The sequence below is a fragment of the Lysobacter sp. KIS68-7 genome (genome assembly GCF_021284745.1).
GTDB lineage: Bacteria > Pseudomonadota > Gammaproteobacteria > Xanthomonadales > Xanthomonadaceae > Noviluteimonas.
This window is the reverse complement of the sequence record NZ_CP089925.1, coordinates 2,622,439-2,636,587: the sequence shown is the minus strand read 5'-3', so window position 1 is coordinate 2,636,587 and position 14,149 is coordinate 2,622,439. Positions and strand designations below refer to the sequence as shown.

Genomic DNA, 14,149 nt, shown 5'->3' with positions numbered 1-14,149 from the left:
GCGCATGGACCTGCACCTGCACGGCATCACCAAGCATTACCCCGGCGTGGCGGCGCTGGACGACGTCGACCTGCACATCGCATCGGGCGAACTCGTCGCGCTGCTCGGGCCTTCCGGATCGGGCAAGACCACCTTGCTGCGCGTGATCGCGGGCCTGCTGCATCCGGATGCGGGCACGCTGCACTTCGGCGACACGGATGCCACCGAGATGCGCCTGCGCGAGCGCAACGTCGGCTTCGTGTTCCAACAGTACGCGTTGTTCCGGCACATGACGGTGGCGGAGAACATCGCCTTCGGCCTGCGCAGCCGGCCGCGTCGCCATCGGCCGCCGCGCGCGGAGATCAACAAGCGCGTTGAAGAGTTGCTGACGCTGATCCAGTTGCCCGAGCTCGGCACGCGCTATCCCGACCAGTTGTCCGGCGGCCAGAAGCAGCGCGTGGCGCTGGCGCGTGCCTTGGCGATCCATCCGAGCGTTCTGCTGCTCGACGAGCCCTTTGGTGCGCTGGATGCGAAGGTGCGCGTGGAGTTGCGTCGCTGGTTGCGGCGCCTGCACGAGCAGACCGGGCAGACGACGGTGTTCGTCACGCACGACCAGGAGGAGGCGCTGGAGCTGGCCGATCGCGTCGTCGTCATGCGCGAAGGGCGCATCGAGCAAGTGGCCACGGTCGAGGAGATCCATCGCGCGCCTTCGTCGCCGTTCGTGTTCGAGTTCATCGGGCGTGCGAACCGGTTGGAAGGACGCGTGCGGGATGGGCGTTTCTTCCTCGAGGGCGATGCAGGCGGACTGCCCGTCGAAAGCGGCGACTTCGAAGGGCCTGCCGTGTTGATGACGCGGCCGCACGACCTGGAACTGGTGGGCGAGGGCGAAGGCTTCGAAGCGCGTGTCGTGGATTTCTTCCGACGCGCCGATCGCATCACCGCCGAACTGGAGTGCGCAGGGCAGGCGCGCACGCTGGAGATGGACCTGGACGAGGCGTCCGAACTCCCGCGGGTCGGCGACAGGGTGCATGTGCGGCCGTTGGAGGCATCGCTCTACCCCGACGCGGACGCCTGACGCGGCGCTTGCCTCGTGGACCCTCGCCGTGGCTGAATCGCGTTCGGGGATTCCATCGATCGACTGGGGACTACATGACGACGCGCACTGCCGCACCGTTTGCGGGCATTTCATGGCTGAAGAATTCGTTCCAACTGCTTGGCAAGCGGCCCAAGACGCTGATCGGGGCGGGCCTCATCGTGTTCCTGCTCTCGCTCGTGCCGACGTGCGTCTCGTTGCCGCTGCGCCTGGCCTACCCGAATTCCATGCCGGTGTTCTGGGGCACGCTTGCCCTGTCGCTCCTGGCCGGCATCGCACTCGCGCCGTTGATGGGCGGCTACCTGCAAATGGTCGATCGCATCGAGCGCGGTGAGCCGGCACGGGCATCCGACGTCTTCGGGCCCTATCGCCAAGGCTTGGCGCTGCCGTTGATCGGGTTTTCCCTCCTCCTGATGGCCCTGCTGACCGTCGCCGTCGTCGCTGTGATCGTCGTGGGTTTCGGTCCTGGAATCTTCGAGTCGTACGCGACGGTGGCCACGAATCCGCAGGCCGCTGGTCGGCTCGCCATGCCGACGCACTTCTGGCCGATGTTCCTGATGCTCTTTGCCTTCGCCCTGTTCTGGATGGGCGTGCACACCCTCGGTTACGCACAGGTCGCCATCGCAGGGCGCGGTCCCCTGGAGGGCATTCGCGACGGCGCGGCCGGCACCATCAAAAACGTCGTGCCGCTCGTCGTGCTCATGCTGGCGGGCATCGTGCTGGCTCTCGTCATCGGCATCGTGTTCGGGATCCTGGTGGCGATCGTGGGGACGCTCGCCACCCTGGTCGCCCAGAGCGCCTGGGCGCTGGTCCTGGTCATTCCGGTGTACGTCGCGTTGCTGCTGGTGATGTATCCGCTGACGACCGGCGTGATGTACTTCTTCTGGCGCGATGTCTGCGGCCAACCGCGTCCGCCCGCGATGGCCGAAACCTACGCCTGATCCCCGATCAGGCGCCCGGCGCGGCGGCCGCGATCTCCGCCGCGAAGGGTTTCGACAGGCGATGGAAGGTCTCGCCGGTCGGATGCATTTCGTCGAACCAGTCGCTTACGTTCGGCGCCTGCGTGCGCAGGTCGATGAAGCGGTAGCGGCCCGCGAAACGCGGGTCGCGCGCGAGCGGTTCCAGCACCAGTTCGACGAAGCCATCGATCAGCAGCCTGGCGAACTGGCGTTGCTCCGCGACGGTCGGCAACACGTGCTTCATCGGCGGTCCGATCCACGGGCCGATGTCGTCCTTCATCAATGCGATGGCGCCGATGTTGGCGAGCGTGAGTTCCGCGGCCACGCCCATGCGCAAGGGATACGCATAGGTGTGCCCGATGATCGGCGTGTTCGGACGCACCGCAAGCATGCGGGCGAGCCCGGACGCGTAAGCGTTGCGCACGTCGGCATAGCGCGTGGTCTTCGTACGCACCACGTCGAACGCAGCCTGCGGCGTCATCGGGCCGAGGCGCGCGAAGGTCTTCTCCAGGAACGTGCCGACGAAATCGTTGCCGCCCGCGCTGAGCAGGGCGATGTCGAAGTCGAAGCCGCCATACCAGCGCATCAGGTCGTTGAAGTTGCGCGGCTTGAAGATGTCCAGCGCCAGGTCGCCGCTGTGCTCGGCGCGGAAGAACAGGCCGCCTTGGCCCACGATCGGCACGCCGCGCGCTTCTTCCTGCGGCGTGGGGAACACCAGCCAGTCGAGCAGGTTCATCGCCAGCGGCGTGGAGAACCAGGAATCGCCTTCGCAGAACACCACCGGCGTGCGCGCGCGCAGCGCGGGTTTGTTTTCGAGCGCGCGCATGATCCGCCGGAATTCGCCGCGTCGCGTGGTCTGGACGGACTGGCCTGCGGGCATGGCGACTCTCCGATCAGGTATCGGGCATCACATACTTGGCGGGTGCGGGATTCAGATGCCCGCAGGATTTGCAGGTGCGGTGTTCGCGCGAGGAATAGAAGCGATCGAACACGGGCGGGAAATCCTGCTCGATGTTCTGCAGCGTGAAGAACTCTTCGTACAGCTTGGTGTTGCACTGCTCGCAGTACCAGAGCAGGCCGTCCTGTTCGTGCGGCAGGCGCTTGCGCTCGATGACCAGGCCGACCGAATCGGGCATGCGCTGCGGCGAGTGCGGCACGCGCGGCGGGAGCAGGAAGGTCTGGCCGGCGCGGATCGGGATGTCGCGCACCGCGCCGTCTTCCTGGATGCGCAGGATCATTTCGCCTTCGAGCTGGTAGAACCACTCGGCGCCTTCGTCCCAGTGGTAGTCGGTGCGTGCGTTCGGGCCGCCCACGACCATCACGATGAAATCGCCGTCGTACACGCACTTGTTGCCGACGGGCGGCTTCAACAGATGGCGGTGCTCTTCGATCCAGGCCTGCAGGTCGAGGGGGTTCGGAAGCATGGGGTCAGCCCTTGCGCAGTGCGGCCACGCACTTGAGTTCGATGGCGATCGGCGTCGGCAGCGCGGTGATGCCCAGCGTGGTGCGGCACGGCGCGGTCGCGGGATCCGAGAAATGTTCGGCCCACACGGCGTTGTAGGCCTTGAAGTCGCGGGCCATGTCGGTGAGGTAGACGGTCACGTCGACCAGGTCTTCCCACTGCGCACCGCTGGCTTCCAGCACGGTGCGCACATTGGCGAACACGGCGCGCGCCTGCGCCTGGACGTCGTACTTGCGCACGCGGCCATCGGCGAAATATTCGTTGCCGGCGATTGCATTCGTTGCGGGATCGCGCGGGCCGATGCCGGAGAGGAACAGCAGGTCACCGACGCGGCGCGCATGCGGATACACGCCGACGGGCTTGGGTGCGGACGACGCCTGGATCACATCGCTCATGCGCGGGCCTTCGAAATGCGGGTGCGGGCGATGGCGTTCTCGTACGCCGCCTGGAGTTCGTCGGGTGCGGCCACGCCCATGTCGAGGTCGTTCACGCGGCCATCGAGCAGCGAGTAGCACCAGCCGTGCACGGTCAGGTTCTGCCCGCGCGCCCAGGCGTCCTGCACGATGGTGGTTTGGCAGACGTTGACGACCTGTTCGATCACGTTGAGTTCGCACAGGCGCGCATGGCGCAGGCTTTCGAGCTCGACTTCTTCCAGCAGCGCCGCGTGCTTCATCGCGACATCGCCGACGTGCCGCAGCCAGTTGTCGGCCAGGCCCACGCGCGCGCCGGTCATGCTTGCATGCACGCCGCTGCAGCCGTAGTGGCCGGTGACCAGGATGTGTTCGACTTTCAGCAAATCGACCGCGAACTGGATCACCGACAGGCAGTTGAGGTCCGCGTGCACCACGACGTTGGCGATGTTGCGGTGGACGAACACCTCGCCCGGATCCAGCCGCATGATCTGGTTGGCGGGCACGCGCGAATCCGAGCAGCCGATCCACAGGTACTTCGGCGACTGCTGCGCGGACAGGCGCTTGAAGAAGGTCGGGTCTTCGCGGCGGACCTGTTCGGCCCACTCCTTGTTGTTCCGCAACAGGTCGTCCAGGCGACGGCTCATAGTGCGATTCCTACGTTGCGGGGTTCGGTGAAGAAGCGCATCGCCTCGAGCCCGCCTTCGCGGCCCAGGCCCGACTGACCCATGCCGCCGAACGGCGTGCGCAGGTCGCGCATCAGCCAGGTGTTGATCCAGACGATGCCGCAATGCAGCTGCGCTGCGAAGCGGTGCGCGCGCGCGAGGTCGCGCGTCCACACCGAGGCTGCGAGACCGTAATCGCCGGCGTTCGCGCGGTGCAGGGCGTCGTCGTCGTCTTCGAAGGACTGCAGCGTCGCCACCGGGCCGAAGATTTCGTCGCGGTTGGTCGCGCAATCGGGGCCGAGTCCGTCGATCACGGTCGGCGCGACGAACCAGCCCGGGCGCTGCAAGGCCTGTCCGCCGCAACGCACTTGCCCGCCTTCCTGCTTCGCGCGTTCGATGGCGCCGACGACTTTGTCGAAGTGGGCCTGCGAGACGAGCGGGCCCAAGTCGACGTCGGCTTCCATCGGGTCGCCGATCTTCAGCGCGGTGGCGCGTTCGACGAAGGCGTCGCGGAACTCGGCGTAGATGCGGCGTTCGATGAGCAGGCGCGAACCGCACAGGCAGATCTGGCCGCTGTTCTGGAAGGCCGAGCGCACGATGGTGTCGAGGTTGCGTTCCCAATCGCTGTCGGCGAAGACGATCGTCGGGTTCTTGCCACCGAGTTCGAGCGACACCTTCTTCAGCAAGGGTGCGGCGAGCGTGGCGATGCGCTTGCCCACCGCGGTGCTGCCCGTGAACGAGATGGCCTTGGTGCGCGCATCGATGACGAGCGGCTCGCCCACGTCAGGCCCGAGGCCGTGCACGATGTTCAGCACGCCCTTCGGGAATCCGATCTCCGCCGCGAGTTCCCCGAGCATCGCCGCCGAGGCCGGCGTGATCTCCGATGGCTTGGCGACCACCGTGTTGCCGGCCGCGAGCGCGGGCGCGATCTTCCAGGTGAACAGGTACAGCGGCAGATTCCACGGCGAGATGGTGCCGACGACGCCGAGCGCCTGGCGCAGGGTGTAGTTGAGGCCGGCCTGGCCGTGGTGCGATTCGCTGGCGAATTGCGTGGCGGCGTGCGCGAAGAAACGGAGGTTGCTGACGGCGCGCGGAATTTCGATGTCGCGCGCGAGCTTCAGCGGCTTGCCGCCGTCGCGCGCTTCGGCCTTCGCGAAATCATCCAGGCGCGCTTCGAGCGCATCGGCCAGGCGTTCCATCCAGCGCGCGCGTTCGCTGTTGGGCAGCGATGACCAGGCGGGGAAGGCGCGTTGCGCCGCGGCGATGGCGGCGTCCACGTCGCGCGCGTCGCCGGCGGCGACTTGCGCGTAAGGTTGCGCGGTGGCGGGGTCGTGCACATCGAGCCAGCGGCCGCTCGATGCGTCGCGCGATTCGCCGTCGATCCAGTGGGTGAGGCGCATCGCGTTAGCTTACAGCGACTTGGTGCGGCCGCCGTCGACCGGCACGTTGATGCCGTTGACGTAGCCCGCCGCGGGGGAACAGAGGAAGGCGATCACGGCGCCGAGCTCCGAGGCTTCGGCGAAGCGCCCCGCGGGCACCGTCGCGAGCATGCCCTTGGCGATCGCGTCTTCGGATTGGCCCGTGGCCTGTGCGCGGTCACGGAGGATCTGGTCGAGACGTTGCGTGCGCGTGTAACCGGGCAGCACGTTGTTGACGGTGATGCCATGGCCGCCGAGTTCGGCGGCGAGCGTCTTCGCCCAACTGGCCACGGCGCCGCGGATCGTGTTGGAGACGCCCAGGCCCGCGATGGGCTCCTTCACCGACGTGGAAATGACGTTGACGATGCGGCCCCAGTGCGCAGCCTGCATGCCGGGCAGCACCGCCTGCACGAGCGCCTGGTTGGCGAGCAGGTGTTGGCGGAACGCGCGTTCGAAGGCGTCGCTGTTGGCGAGGTTGGCAGGCCCGCCCGGCGGGCCGCCGGTGTTGTTCACCAGGATGTACACGGGCTTGCCCGCGGCGAGCGCCTGCACCTGCGAACGCAGGCGTTCGGTGTCGAGCACGTCGGAGGCGAGCCAGCCGTGTTCCTGTCCCGCTTTGCGCGGCAGTTCCTTGGCGAGCGCTTCGAGTGCGTCGGCGCGGCGGGCGAGGAGGGTGACGTCGGCGCCGAGCAAGGCGAGTTCGTGCGCAGCGGCGCGGCCGATGCCTTCGGAGGCGCCGCAGACCAGCGCGTGCTTGCCGTTGAGGGAAAGATCCATGTTCAGTCGTCCTGGACGAGGGTGTCGCGCATCAGGCGTGCGACGTCGCGCGCGTTGTCGCTCGCCTGCGCGGCGAGGCGCGCGATCACGGCCTCGCGGTTGTGCATCGGATGGTTCTGGCTGAGTTTCGCCTTGACGTCGAAGCGATCGACGACCATGCGGAAGCCGACGATGCCGCGCAGCTGGCTGCGATGCGCATCGTCGTCCACGTAGCGCCAGCCCTGGCCGACCTGCGGTTCGTTGTGGTCGCTCAGGTCGGAGACGATGGCGGCGAGCGACTCGGTGTCTTCGAGGAGTTCGAGCGTGCCGTGCAGGTGCGCCACGACGTAATTCCACGTCGGCACGCGCGACTGCGGAATCTTGTCGGGGTACCACGACGGCGACACATAGGCGTGCGGGCCATGCACGATGGCGAGCGCTTCGCCGGCGTGCGTGGCTTGTGGATTCACCTTGGCCCAGTGGCCACGCAACACGACGCGGTCGCCCTCGCGTGCGAACAGCACGGGGAGGTGGTTCACGGTCGGCGCGCCATCGCGCACAGTGATCAACGTGATGAAGGGATCGGCGGCGATCAGCGCATCGAGCGCTCGTGGGTCGTGCGACGCGTAGTGGCGCGGCAGGTACATGCGGGCTCAGTGCCTCGGCGAGAGTTGCCGGACCATCTGCATGCGCAGCGCGTCGTCGCTGTCGGCGCGCGGCGGCACGACTTCATCGAGGTCGAAGCCGCGGTCCATCGCATCCTCGCGGTCAAGGCCTTCGTACTCGATGAACTCGGCGTCCATCAACGCGGCGCGCGCACTGTCGGGACTGTCGTACACGAGGGTGTTGCCGTCGCTGTCGAACACTTCCGCCGTGCCGGCATCGCGCACGCGCATGCGGGCCCAGACGATGGTGCGGCCGAGCGTGGCCAGCCACCAGTGCGGGCGGCCCGCTTCTTCCAACATGTCGTCGTCTTCAACCATAGGCCTTCGCCCAAAGCCACAGCAGGCCCGCGAGCGCGAGGCCCGTCAGGATCACGATCAAGGAAATGCGCGCCGGCCCCGCGAGCCCGCTCAGCTGCGGATCGCGCGCGTCGCGATAGCCCTTGCGCAACAGCCAACCCAGCGCGTGCGGCTTGAGGAACGCGCCGGTACCGAGTTCCTCGGCGACCTGCGGATGGCGGTCGCGCACGTGCACCAGCGCGAGCGGCCAGAAGATGACGAAAGCAGTCGCGCCCGCGATGGCGATGGCGACGAAGAGGAGGGCGAAGAACAGGATCATCGTGCGGCGTCAGAACTCCGCATGGCCCGGCGTGCGCGGGTAGGGGATGGCGTCGCGGATGTTCGACAGGCCGCAGACGTACACCACCAGGCGCTCGAAGCCGAGGCCGAAGCCGGCGTGCGGCACCGTGCCGTACTTGCGGAAGTCGCGATACCAACCGTAATGCGCCGGATCCAGGCCGAACTGCGCCATGCGCGAATCCAGCACGTCCAGGCGTTCCTCGCGCTGCGAGCCACCGATGATTTCGCCGATGCCCGGGGCCAGCACGTCCATCGCGGCGACGGTCTTGCCGTCGTCGTTCAGGCGCATGTAGAAGGCCTTGATGTGCTCGGGATAGTTCATCACCACGACCGGGCGGCCGACGTGCTGTTCGGTGAGCCAGCGCTCGTGCTCGGTCTGCAGGTCCAGGCCCCATTCGACCGGGAAGTCGAACTTCACCTTGGAGGCCTGCAACAGGCGGATCGCTTCGCTGTAGTCGATGCGTTCGAACGGCGCGTTGACGAAGGTCTCCAGGCGCGTGATCGCGCTCTTCTCCACGCGCTCGGCGATGAAGGCCATGTCGTCCGCGCGCTCGGTGAGCACGGCGCGGAACAGGTACTTGAGGAAGTCCTCGGCCAGGCGCGCGTCGATGTCGAGGTCGGCGAAGGCGATCTCCGGCTCGATCATCCAGAACTCGGCGAGGTGCCGCGTGGTGTTGCTGTTCTCCGCGCGGAACGTCGGGCCGAAGGTGTAGACCTTGCTCAGCGCCAGGCAGAAGGCTTCGACGTTGAGCTGGCCGGAAACGGTGAGGAAGGTTTCCTTGCCGAAGAAGTCGCGCGTGAAGTCGACCGCGCCGGCGGCGTCCCGGGGCAGGTTGGCCATGTCGAGCGTGGAGACGCGGAACATCTGGCCCGCGCCCTCGGCGTCGGAGGTCGTCACGATCGGCGTGTTGACCCAGTAGAAGCCCTGCTCGTGGAAGAAGCGGTGCACGGCCTGCGCCAGGCAGTGGCGGATGCGGGTGACCGCGCCGAACAGGTTGGTGCGTGGGCGCAGGTGCGAGACCTCGCGCAGGAATTCCAGCGAGTGGGCCTTGGGCTGGATGGGGTAGGTCTCCGGGTCTTCGACCCAGCCGACCACTTCCAGGGACGTGGCCTGGATCTCGTAGGACTGGCCCTTGCCCTGCGAGGCGACCAGGGTCCCGCGCGCCACGACGGCGCAGCCGGCGGTCAGCTTGCGGGCTTCGCTCTCGAAATTGGGCAGGGCATTGGTGGCGACCACCTGGATGGGCGCGAAGCAGGAACCGTCGCTGACGTGCACGAAGCTGAGCGGACCCGCATCGCGCCGGGTGCGCACCCAGCCGCGGACCGTGACTTCGCCACCGGCGGGCATCTTGCCCGAGAGCGCGTGTTCGACGCTGACCACCGTCATGCCTTGATTCCTCTTTCGTGCGGGCGCACTTCCTGAACCGGCAAGTGTACCGGAGCGATGCCGCCGCCCGGGCACGATTACAATGCACGCACGTTGAAGGAGTTTTCCCGCATGGCCATCACCCTCGCTCCCGCCGCCCTCGAACGCGTCCGTGGCTTCCTCGACGCCGCGCCGGCCGCGCTGGGCCTGCGTTTCGGCGTGAAGAAGACCGGCTGTTCGGGGTGGGGCTACATCGCCGACCTGGCGAAGGACGCCCGCGAAGGCGACACCGTCTTCGAATCCGGCGGCGTGCGCATCTACGTGGACGCCGAGAGCCTGGCCTTCGTCGACGGCACCCGGATCGACTTCCTGAAGCAGGGCCTCAACGAGCAGTTCGTGTTCGACAACCCCAACGCGACCGCCGAATGCGGCTGCGGGGAAAGCTTCACGACGCGGGCCGACGCCGCCTGAGCGTCGGCGGGGTTGCCCTAACCCCCTGATTCCCCCATAATTTCGCGCCCTCGCAAACGGCCATGGCCGCCTGCGGGGACCCTTGCTCCACCGGGTGGCTGTCTCGCACCACTCCCCGGGGGGCTGTCCGGCCGTGCATATCGGCCACATCCACAAGGAACGACAATGCGTCATTACGAAATCGTGTTCCTGGTCCACCCGGACCAGAGCGAACAGGTGCCGGCCATGATCGAGCGCTACAAGTCGCTCATCGAAAACGGCAACGGCAAGATCCACCGCCTGGAAGACTGGGGCCGCCGCCAGCTGGCCTACCCGATCGAAAACCTCGTCAAGGCGCACTACGTGCTCCTGAACATCGAGGCCACCCAGGACGTGCTCAACGAACTCGTCGACACCTTCCGCTTCAACGATGCGGTGCTCCGCCACCTCGTCATGAAGCGCGACGATGCGGTCAGCGAGCAGTCGCTGATCATGAAGAACAAGGACGAGAAGGGCGACAAGCCCGAGCGTGGCGAGCGTCGCCGCCGCGACGACGACGGTGCCGTGGGCACCGCCGACGACGACACCGCCGAAGCCGCCTAAGGAACCGCACCCATGTCCAAGTTCTTCCGCCGCCGCAAGTTCTGCAAGTTCACGGCCGAGGGCGTCAAGGAGATCGATTACAAGGATCTCAACACGCTCCGCCAGTACCTGACCGAGACCGGCAAGATCGTGCCGAGCCGCATCACGGGTACGAAGTCCAAGTACCAGCGCCAGCTGCAGTCGGCCGTCAAGCGCGCCCGCTTCCTCGCGCTGATCCCGTACACCGACAACCACAACGCCTGAGGGAGGAAATAGAAATGGATCTGATCCTCCTGCAGAAGGTGACCAACCTCGGCAACCTCGGCGACAAGGTCAAGGTGAAGCCGGGTTACGGCCGCAACTTCCTCGTGCCGCAGGGCAAGGCCGTGCCGGCCACCGCCGCCAACGTCGCCGAGTTCGAAGCCAAGCGCGCCGAATACGAAGCGAAGGCCAAGGCCTCGCTGGACGGCGCCGAAGGCCGCAAGGCCAAGCTGGAAGGCGCGTCGGTGCAGATCGCCGCCAACGCGTCGACCGAAGGCAAGCTGTACGGTTCGGTCGGCCCGCGCGACATCGCCGAAGCCCTGACCGCCGCCGGCATGCCGGTCGAGAAGTCGGAAGTGGTGATGGGCGAAGGCCCGCTCCGCAACATCGGCGAGTACGACGTGCTGGTCCACCTGCACGCCGACATCGAAACGACCGTCAAGGTCGTGGTCGTCGCCGAAGCCGCCTAAGCCAGGCAGCAACGCAACACGAACGGGCGCCCACCGGGCGCCCGTTTTTTTTCGCCCGGATTTGCGAACGTTTCGCGCGATTGTGCGCAGAGCGCGCGCTTCCGTCTCAACCCGTGCGATTTGCACCGGTTATCCACAGAGTTGTCTGCAACGGTCGTCGCCCGTGCGCGACTAGCATCACCGACCAGGACAGGGGAGCAGGATCGTCGATGAGCGTACGCCAGGGCATGCGTTCGGATAGCGCGTTTGCAACGCGCAACGACCACAAGGTCGAACAACTGCGCGTGCCGCCGCAGTCGGTGGAAGCCGAACAGGCGGTGCTCGGCGGCTTGATGCTCGCCCCGGATGCCTACGACCGAGTCGCCGACGCGCTCGTCGAGAACGACTTCTACCGGCGCGACCACCAGCTGATCTTCCGCGCGATCCGCGAACTCGCCGAACGCAACCGGCCCTACGACGCGGTGACGCTTGGCGAATGGTTCGAGTCGATGGGCCTGTCCGAACAGGTCGCCGGCGGCGCGTACCTGATCGAACTGGCCAGCACCACGCCCTCGGCCGCGAACATCAAGGCCTATGCCGAGATCGTGCGCGACAAGGCCGTGCTGCGGCAGCTGATCGACGTCGGCACCGGCATCGTCAACGACGGCTTCCAGCCCGAAGGCCGCGACTCCGCGGAACTGCTGGCCAAGGCCGAACAGGACGTCTTCGCCATCGCCGAAGCCGGCGCGCGCGGCCGCACCGACTTCACCTCGGTCACCACCGCCTTGTCCGAAGCCTTCGACGTGCTGCAGAAGCGCTACGAGAACGGCGGCAGCGTCACCGGCCTGCCGACGGGCTACACCGAATTCGACGAAATGACCGCGGGCCTGCAGCCCACGGACCTTCTGATCCTTGCCGCGCGCCCCGCGATGGGCAAGACGACGCTCGCGCTGAACATGGCCGAGTTCGCGGCCATGAAGACGAAGAAGGCGGTCGCCGTCTTCTCGATGGAAATGTCGGCCTCGCAGCTCGCGCTGCGCCTGATTTCCTCCTGCGGCCGCGTCAACGCCACGCGCCTGCGCACCGGCCAGCTCGAAGACGAAGACTGGAGCCGCGTGACCAGCGCGATCCGCCTGCTGCGCGAAGCGAAGATCTTCATCGACGACACGCCGGGCCTGTCGCCCGACGTCCTGCGCGCCAAGGCGCGCCGCCTGAAGCGCGAGCACGACCTGGGCCTGATCGTCATCGACTACCTGCAGCTGATGGCGGTGCCGGGCAACAACGAGAACCGCGCGACGGAAATCTCGGAGATCTCGCGCTCGCTCAAGGGCCTGGCGAAGGAACTCAACGTCCCGGTGATCGCGCTCTCGCAGCTCAACCGCTCGCTGGAAACGCGTACCGACAAGCGCCCGGTGATGGCCGACCTGCGCGAATCCGGCGCCATCGAGCAGGACGCGGACGTGATCGTCTTCATCTACCGCGACGACTACTACAACAAGGAAAACTCGCCGGACAAAGGCCTGGCCGAAGTGATCATCGGCAAGCAGCGTAACGGTCCGACCGGTTCGATCAAGCTGAAGTTCTTCGGCGAGTACACCCGTTTCGACAACCTGGCCCACGATTCGGTGGGCAGCTTCGAGTAGCGAACGTTTTTCCAGGGGCTCTGTTTCCACACGAGGAGGCGCCGGCGATGGCACACGTGTACACGGTCGAATTCCTGTTCGATGCACCCCATGTCTCGGATCCGATCCGAAAACACATCCTCGCCGACGACCGCTACGAGGCGGTCGAACTCGCGCGCCAGCTCCTCGCCTTGCAGGACCCCTTCGTCGATGCCGAACGCATCGACCTGTGCAAGGTGGTTCGGCTCGACGTCTAGGCGCCGGTAGAATTGCCGGATGGCCAGACCCACCTCCGCGACCATCCACAACGACGCCCTCCGCCACAACCTCTCGCAGGTGCGCGCCCGCGCGCCGCGCAGCCGGGTGATGGCGGTGGTCAAGGCCGACGGCTACGGCCACGGCCTGGAGCGCGTCGCGCGCGCGCTGCAGGGCGCCGACGCCTTCGGTGTCGCCGCCCTCGGTGACGCCGAACGCCTGCGCGCCGCCGGTCTCTCGCAACCGATCGTCCTGCTCTCCGGCTTCGACGCCGCCGACGACATTCCCCAGCTGCGCCGGCTCAACGTCGACACCGTCGTGCACCACGCGACCCAGCTCGCGATGCTCGAACAGGCCCCGGAGGGCGATCCCGTCCGCTGTTGGCTGAAGGTCGACAGCGGCATGCACCGCCTGGGCTTCGCGCCCGAGGCCGTGCGCGATGCGTATGCGCGCCTGCAGGCGATGCCCTCGGTGGCCGACGACATCGTGCTGATGAATCACTTCGCCAGTTCCGACGAATTCGCCGACGGGCCGGGCGCCGGTGCGCAGACCAAAGCCCAGATGCAGGTGTTCACCGATGCGACCGCGGGCCTCGCGGGGCAGCGCTCGCTCGCCAATTCCGCGGCCGTGCTCGGCTGGCCCGATGCGCATGCCGACTGGGTGCGCCCGGGCGGTGCGTTGTACGGCATCTCCGTGGTCGACGGCACGACCGGCGGCGACTTCGGCCTGCGCCCGGCGATGACGCTCGGCACGCGCCTGATCGCAGTGAACCGCGTGCGCAAGGGCGAACGCATCGGTTATTCCGCGACATGGACGTGCCCGGAAGACATGCCCATCGGCGTGGCCGCGATCGGTTACGGCGACGGCTACCCACGCCACGCGCCCTCGGGCACGCAGGTGCTGTTGAACGGCAAGCCCACCGACATCATCGGTCGCGTGTCGATGGACCTGATGACGCTCGACCTGCGCGGCCAGCCCGACGCGAAGCCCGGCGACCCGGTCGTGCTGTGGGGCGAAGGCCTGCCGGTCGAATCCGTGGCCGCCCGCGCCGGCACCATCGGTTACGAACTCGTCTGTTCGATCACGCGGCGCGTGCGCTTCACCGAGGCCTGAGCCGGGCG

General features: G+C 67.2%; 19 protein-coding genes. 9 read left to right on the top strand and 10 right to left on the bottom strand.

Features of this window, described 5'->3' with window-relative positions; genetic code table 11:
- The first annotated feature begins 4 nt into the window (after positions 1 to 4).
- Both LVB87_RS12865 and LVB87_RS12860 read left to right on the top strand, forming a co-directional pair.
- Positions 5 to 1,054: a sulfate/molybdate ABC transporter ATP-binding protein gene (locus LVB87_RS12865; RefSeq protein WP_232898353.1), complete on the top strand. Its 1,050-nt coding sequence runs from the start codon at positions 5 to 7 to the stop codon at positions 1,052 to 1,054.
- A 74-nt stretch (positions 1,055 to 1,128) separates the two neighbouring features.
- Positions 1,129 to 2,013, top strand: a complete 885-nt coding sequence (locus LVB87_RS12860; RefSeq protein WP_232898352.1) for a hypothetical protein — start codon at positions 1,129 to 1,131, stop codon at positions 2,011 to 2,013.
- A gap of 7 nt (positions 2,014 to 2,020) precedes the next feature.
- Here LVB87_RS12860 and LVB87_RS12855 read toward each other — a convergent pair whose 3' ends face one another.
- Genes LVB87_RS12855 through asnS form a run of 10 tightly spaced genes read right to left on the bottom strand, consistent with a single transcriptional unit; the run spans position 2,021 to position 9,430 of the window.
- The gene (locus LVB87_RS12855) at positions 2,021 to 2,911 is read right to left on the bottom strand and encodes a hypothetical protein (protein WP_232898351.1); all 891 of its coding nucleotides are present in this window, start codon (positions 2,909 to 2,911) and stop codon (positions 2,021 to 2,023) included.
- A gap of 13 nt (positions 2,912 to 2,924) precedes the next feature.
- Entirely contained in the window at positions 2,925 to 3,455 is a 531-nt protein-coding gene (locus LVB87_RS12850) for a 3-hydroxyanthranilate 3,4-dioxygenase (RefSeq protein WP_232898350.1), read from the bottom strand.
- A gap of 4 nt (positions 3,456 to 3,459) precedes the next feature.
- Positions 3,460 to 3,888 carry a RidA family protein gene (locus tag LVB87_RS12845; RefSeq protein WP_232898349.1) on the bottom strand — a complete coding sequence of 143 codons (429 nt, stop codon included), beginning with the start codon at positions 3,886 to 3,888 and terminating at the stop codon, positions 3,460 to 3,462.
- Complete coding sequence (can, locus tag LVB87_RS12840; protein WP_232898348.1) at positions 3,885 to 4,550, bottom strand: carbonate dehydratase; 666 nt, start codon at positions 4,548 to 4,550, stop codon at positions 3,885 to 3,887. Before can ends, LVB87_RS12845 begins: the two co-directional genes overlap by 4 nt.
- Positions 4,547 to 5,968, bottom strand: coding sequence for an aldehyde dehydrogenase (locus LVB87_RS12835; protein ID WP_232898347.1), 1,422 nt, complete (start codon positions 5,966 to 5,968; stop codon positions 4,547 to 4,549). Before LVB87_RS12835 ends, can begins: the two co-directional genes overlap by 4 nt.
- A 9-nt stretch (positions 5,969 to 5,977) precedes the next feature.
- Positions 5,978 to 6,763 carry an SDR family oxidoreductase gene (locus tag LVB87_RS12830; RefSeq protein ID WP_232898346.1) on the bottom strand — a complete coding sequence of 262 codons (786 nt, stop codon included), beginning with the start codon at positions 6,761 to 6,763 and terminating at the stop codon, positions 5,978 to 5,980.
- 2 nt (positions 6,764 to 6,765) lie between these two features.
- Positions 6,766 to 7,389 carry an FMN-binding negative transcriptional regulator gene (locus LVB87_RS12825; RefSeq protein ID WP_232898345.1) on the bottom strand — a complete coding sequence of 208 codons (624 nt, stop codon included), beginning with the start codon at positions 7,387 to 7,389 and terminating at the stop codon, positions 6,766 to 6,768.
- Between the two features lie 6 nt (positions 7,390 to 7,395).
- A complete protein-coding gene (locus LVB87_RS12820) occupies positions 7,396 to 7,725 on the bottom strand; it encodes a hypothetical protein (RefSeq protein ID WP_232898344.1) in 330 nt (109 codons plus the stop codon).
- Positions 7,718 to 8,023: a hypothetical protein gene (locus LVB87_RS12815; RefSeq protein ID WP_232898343.1), complete on the bottom strand. Its 306-nt coding sequence runs from the start codon at positions 8,021 to 8,023 to the stop codon at positions 7,718 to 7,720. Before LVB87_RS12815 ends, LVB87_RS12820 begins: the two co-directional genes overlap by 8 nt.
- Positions 8,024 to 8,032: 9 nt before the next feature.
- Positions 8,033 to 9,430, bottom strand: a complete 1,398-nt coding sequence (asnS, locus tag LVB87_RS12810; RefSeq protein ID WP_232898342.1) for an asparagine--tRNA ligase — start codon at positions 9,428 to 9,430, stop codon at positions 8,033 to 8,035.
- 111 nt (positions 9,431 to 9,541) lie between these two features.
- On the opposite strand from asnS, the gene LVB87_RS12805 reads away from it, so the two are divergent.
- The 7 genes from LVB87_RS12805 to alr all read left to right on the top strand — a co-directional run bounded on the left by LVB87_RS12805 (position 9,542) and on the right by alr (position 14,141).
- Positions 9,542 to 9,880, top strand: a complete 339-nt coding sequence (locus LVB87_RS12805; protein WP_232898341.1) for an iron-sulfur cluster assembly accessory protein — start codon at positions 9,542 to 9,544, stop codon at positions 9,878 to 9,880.
- A gap of 165 nt (positions 9,881 to 10,045) precedes the next feature.
- Positions 10,046 to 10,462, top strand: a complete 417-nt coding sequence (gene rpsF / locus LVB87_RS12800; RefSeq protein WP_232898340.1) for a 30S ribosomal protein S6 — start codon at positions 10,046 to 10,048, stop codon at positions 10,460 to 10,462.
- 12 nt (positions 10,463 to 10,474) lie between these two features.
- The gene (rpsR, locus tag LVB87_RS12795; protein ID WP_036164458.1) at positions 10,475 to 10,705 is read left to right on the top strand and encodes a 30S ribosomal protein S18; all 231 of its coding nucleotides are present in this window, start codon (positions 10,475 to 10,477) and stop codon (positions 10,703 to 10,705) included.
- A 14-nt stretch (positions 10,706 to 10,719) separates the two neighbouring features.
- Positions 10,720 to 11,172 carry a 50S ribosomal protein L9 gene (gene rplI / locus LVB87_RS12790; protein WP_232898339.1) on the top strand — a complete coding sequence of 151 codons (453 nt, stop codon included), beginning with the start codon at positions 10,720 to 10,722 and terminating at the stop codon, positions 11,170 to 11,172.
- 209 nt (positions 11,173 to 11,381) lie between these two features.
- Positions 11,382 to 12,794 (top strand): replicative DNA helicase, encoded by a 1,413-nt coding sequence (locus tag LVB87_RS12785; protein ID WP_232898338.1) that lies wholly within the window; start codon positions 11,382 to 11,384, stop codon positions 12,792 to 12,794.
- Positions 12,795 to 12,841: 47 nt separating this feature from the next.
- Positions 12,842 to 13,030, top strand: coding sequence for a hypothetical protein (locus LVB87_RS12780; protein WP_232898337.1), 189 nt, complete (start codon positions 12,842 to 12,844; stop codon positions 13,028 to 13,030).
- A gap of 19 nt (positions 13,031 to 13,049) precedes the next feature.
- Complete coding sequence (alr, locus tag LVB87_RS12775; RefSeq protein ID WP_232898336.1) at positions 13,050 to 14,141, top strand: alanine racemase; 1,092 nt, start codon at positions 13,050 to 13,052, stop codon at positions 14,139 to 14,141.
- Positions 14,142 to 14,149: the final 8 nt, after the last annotated feature.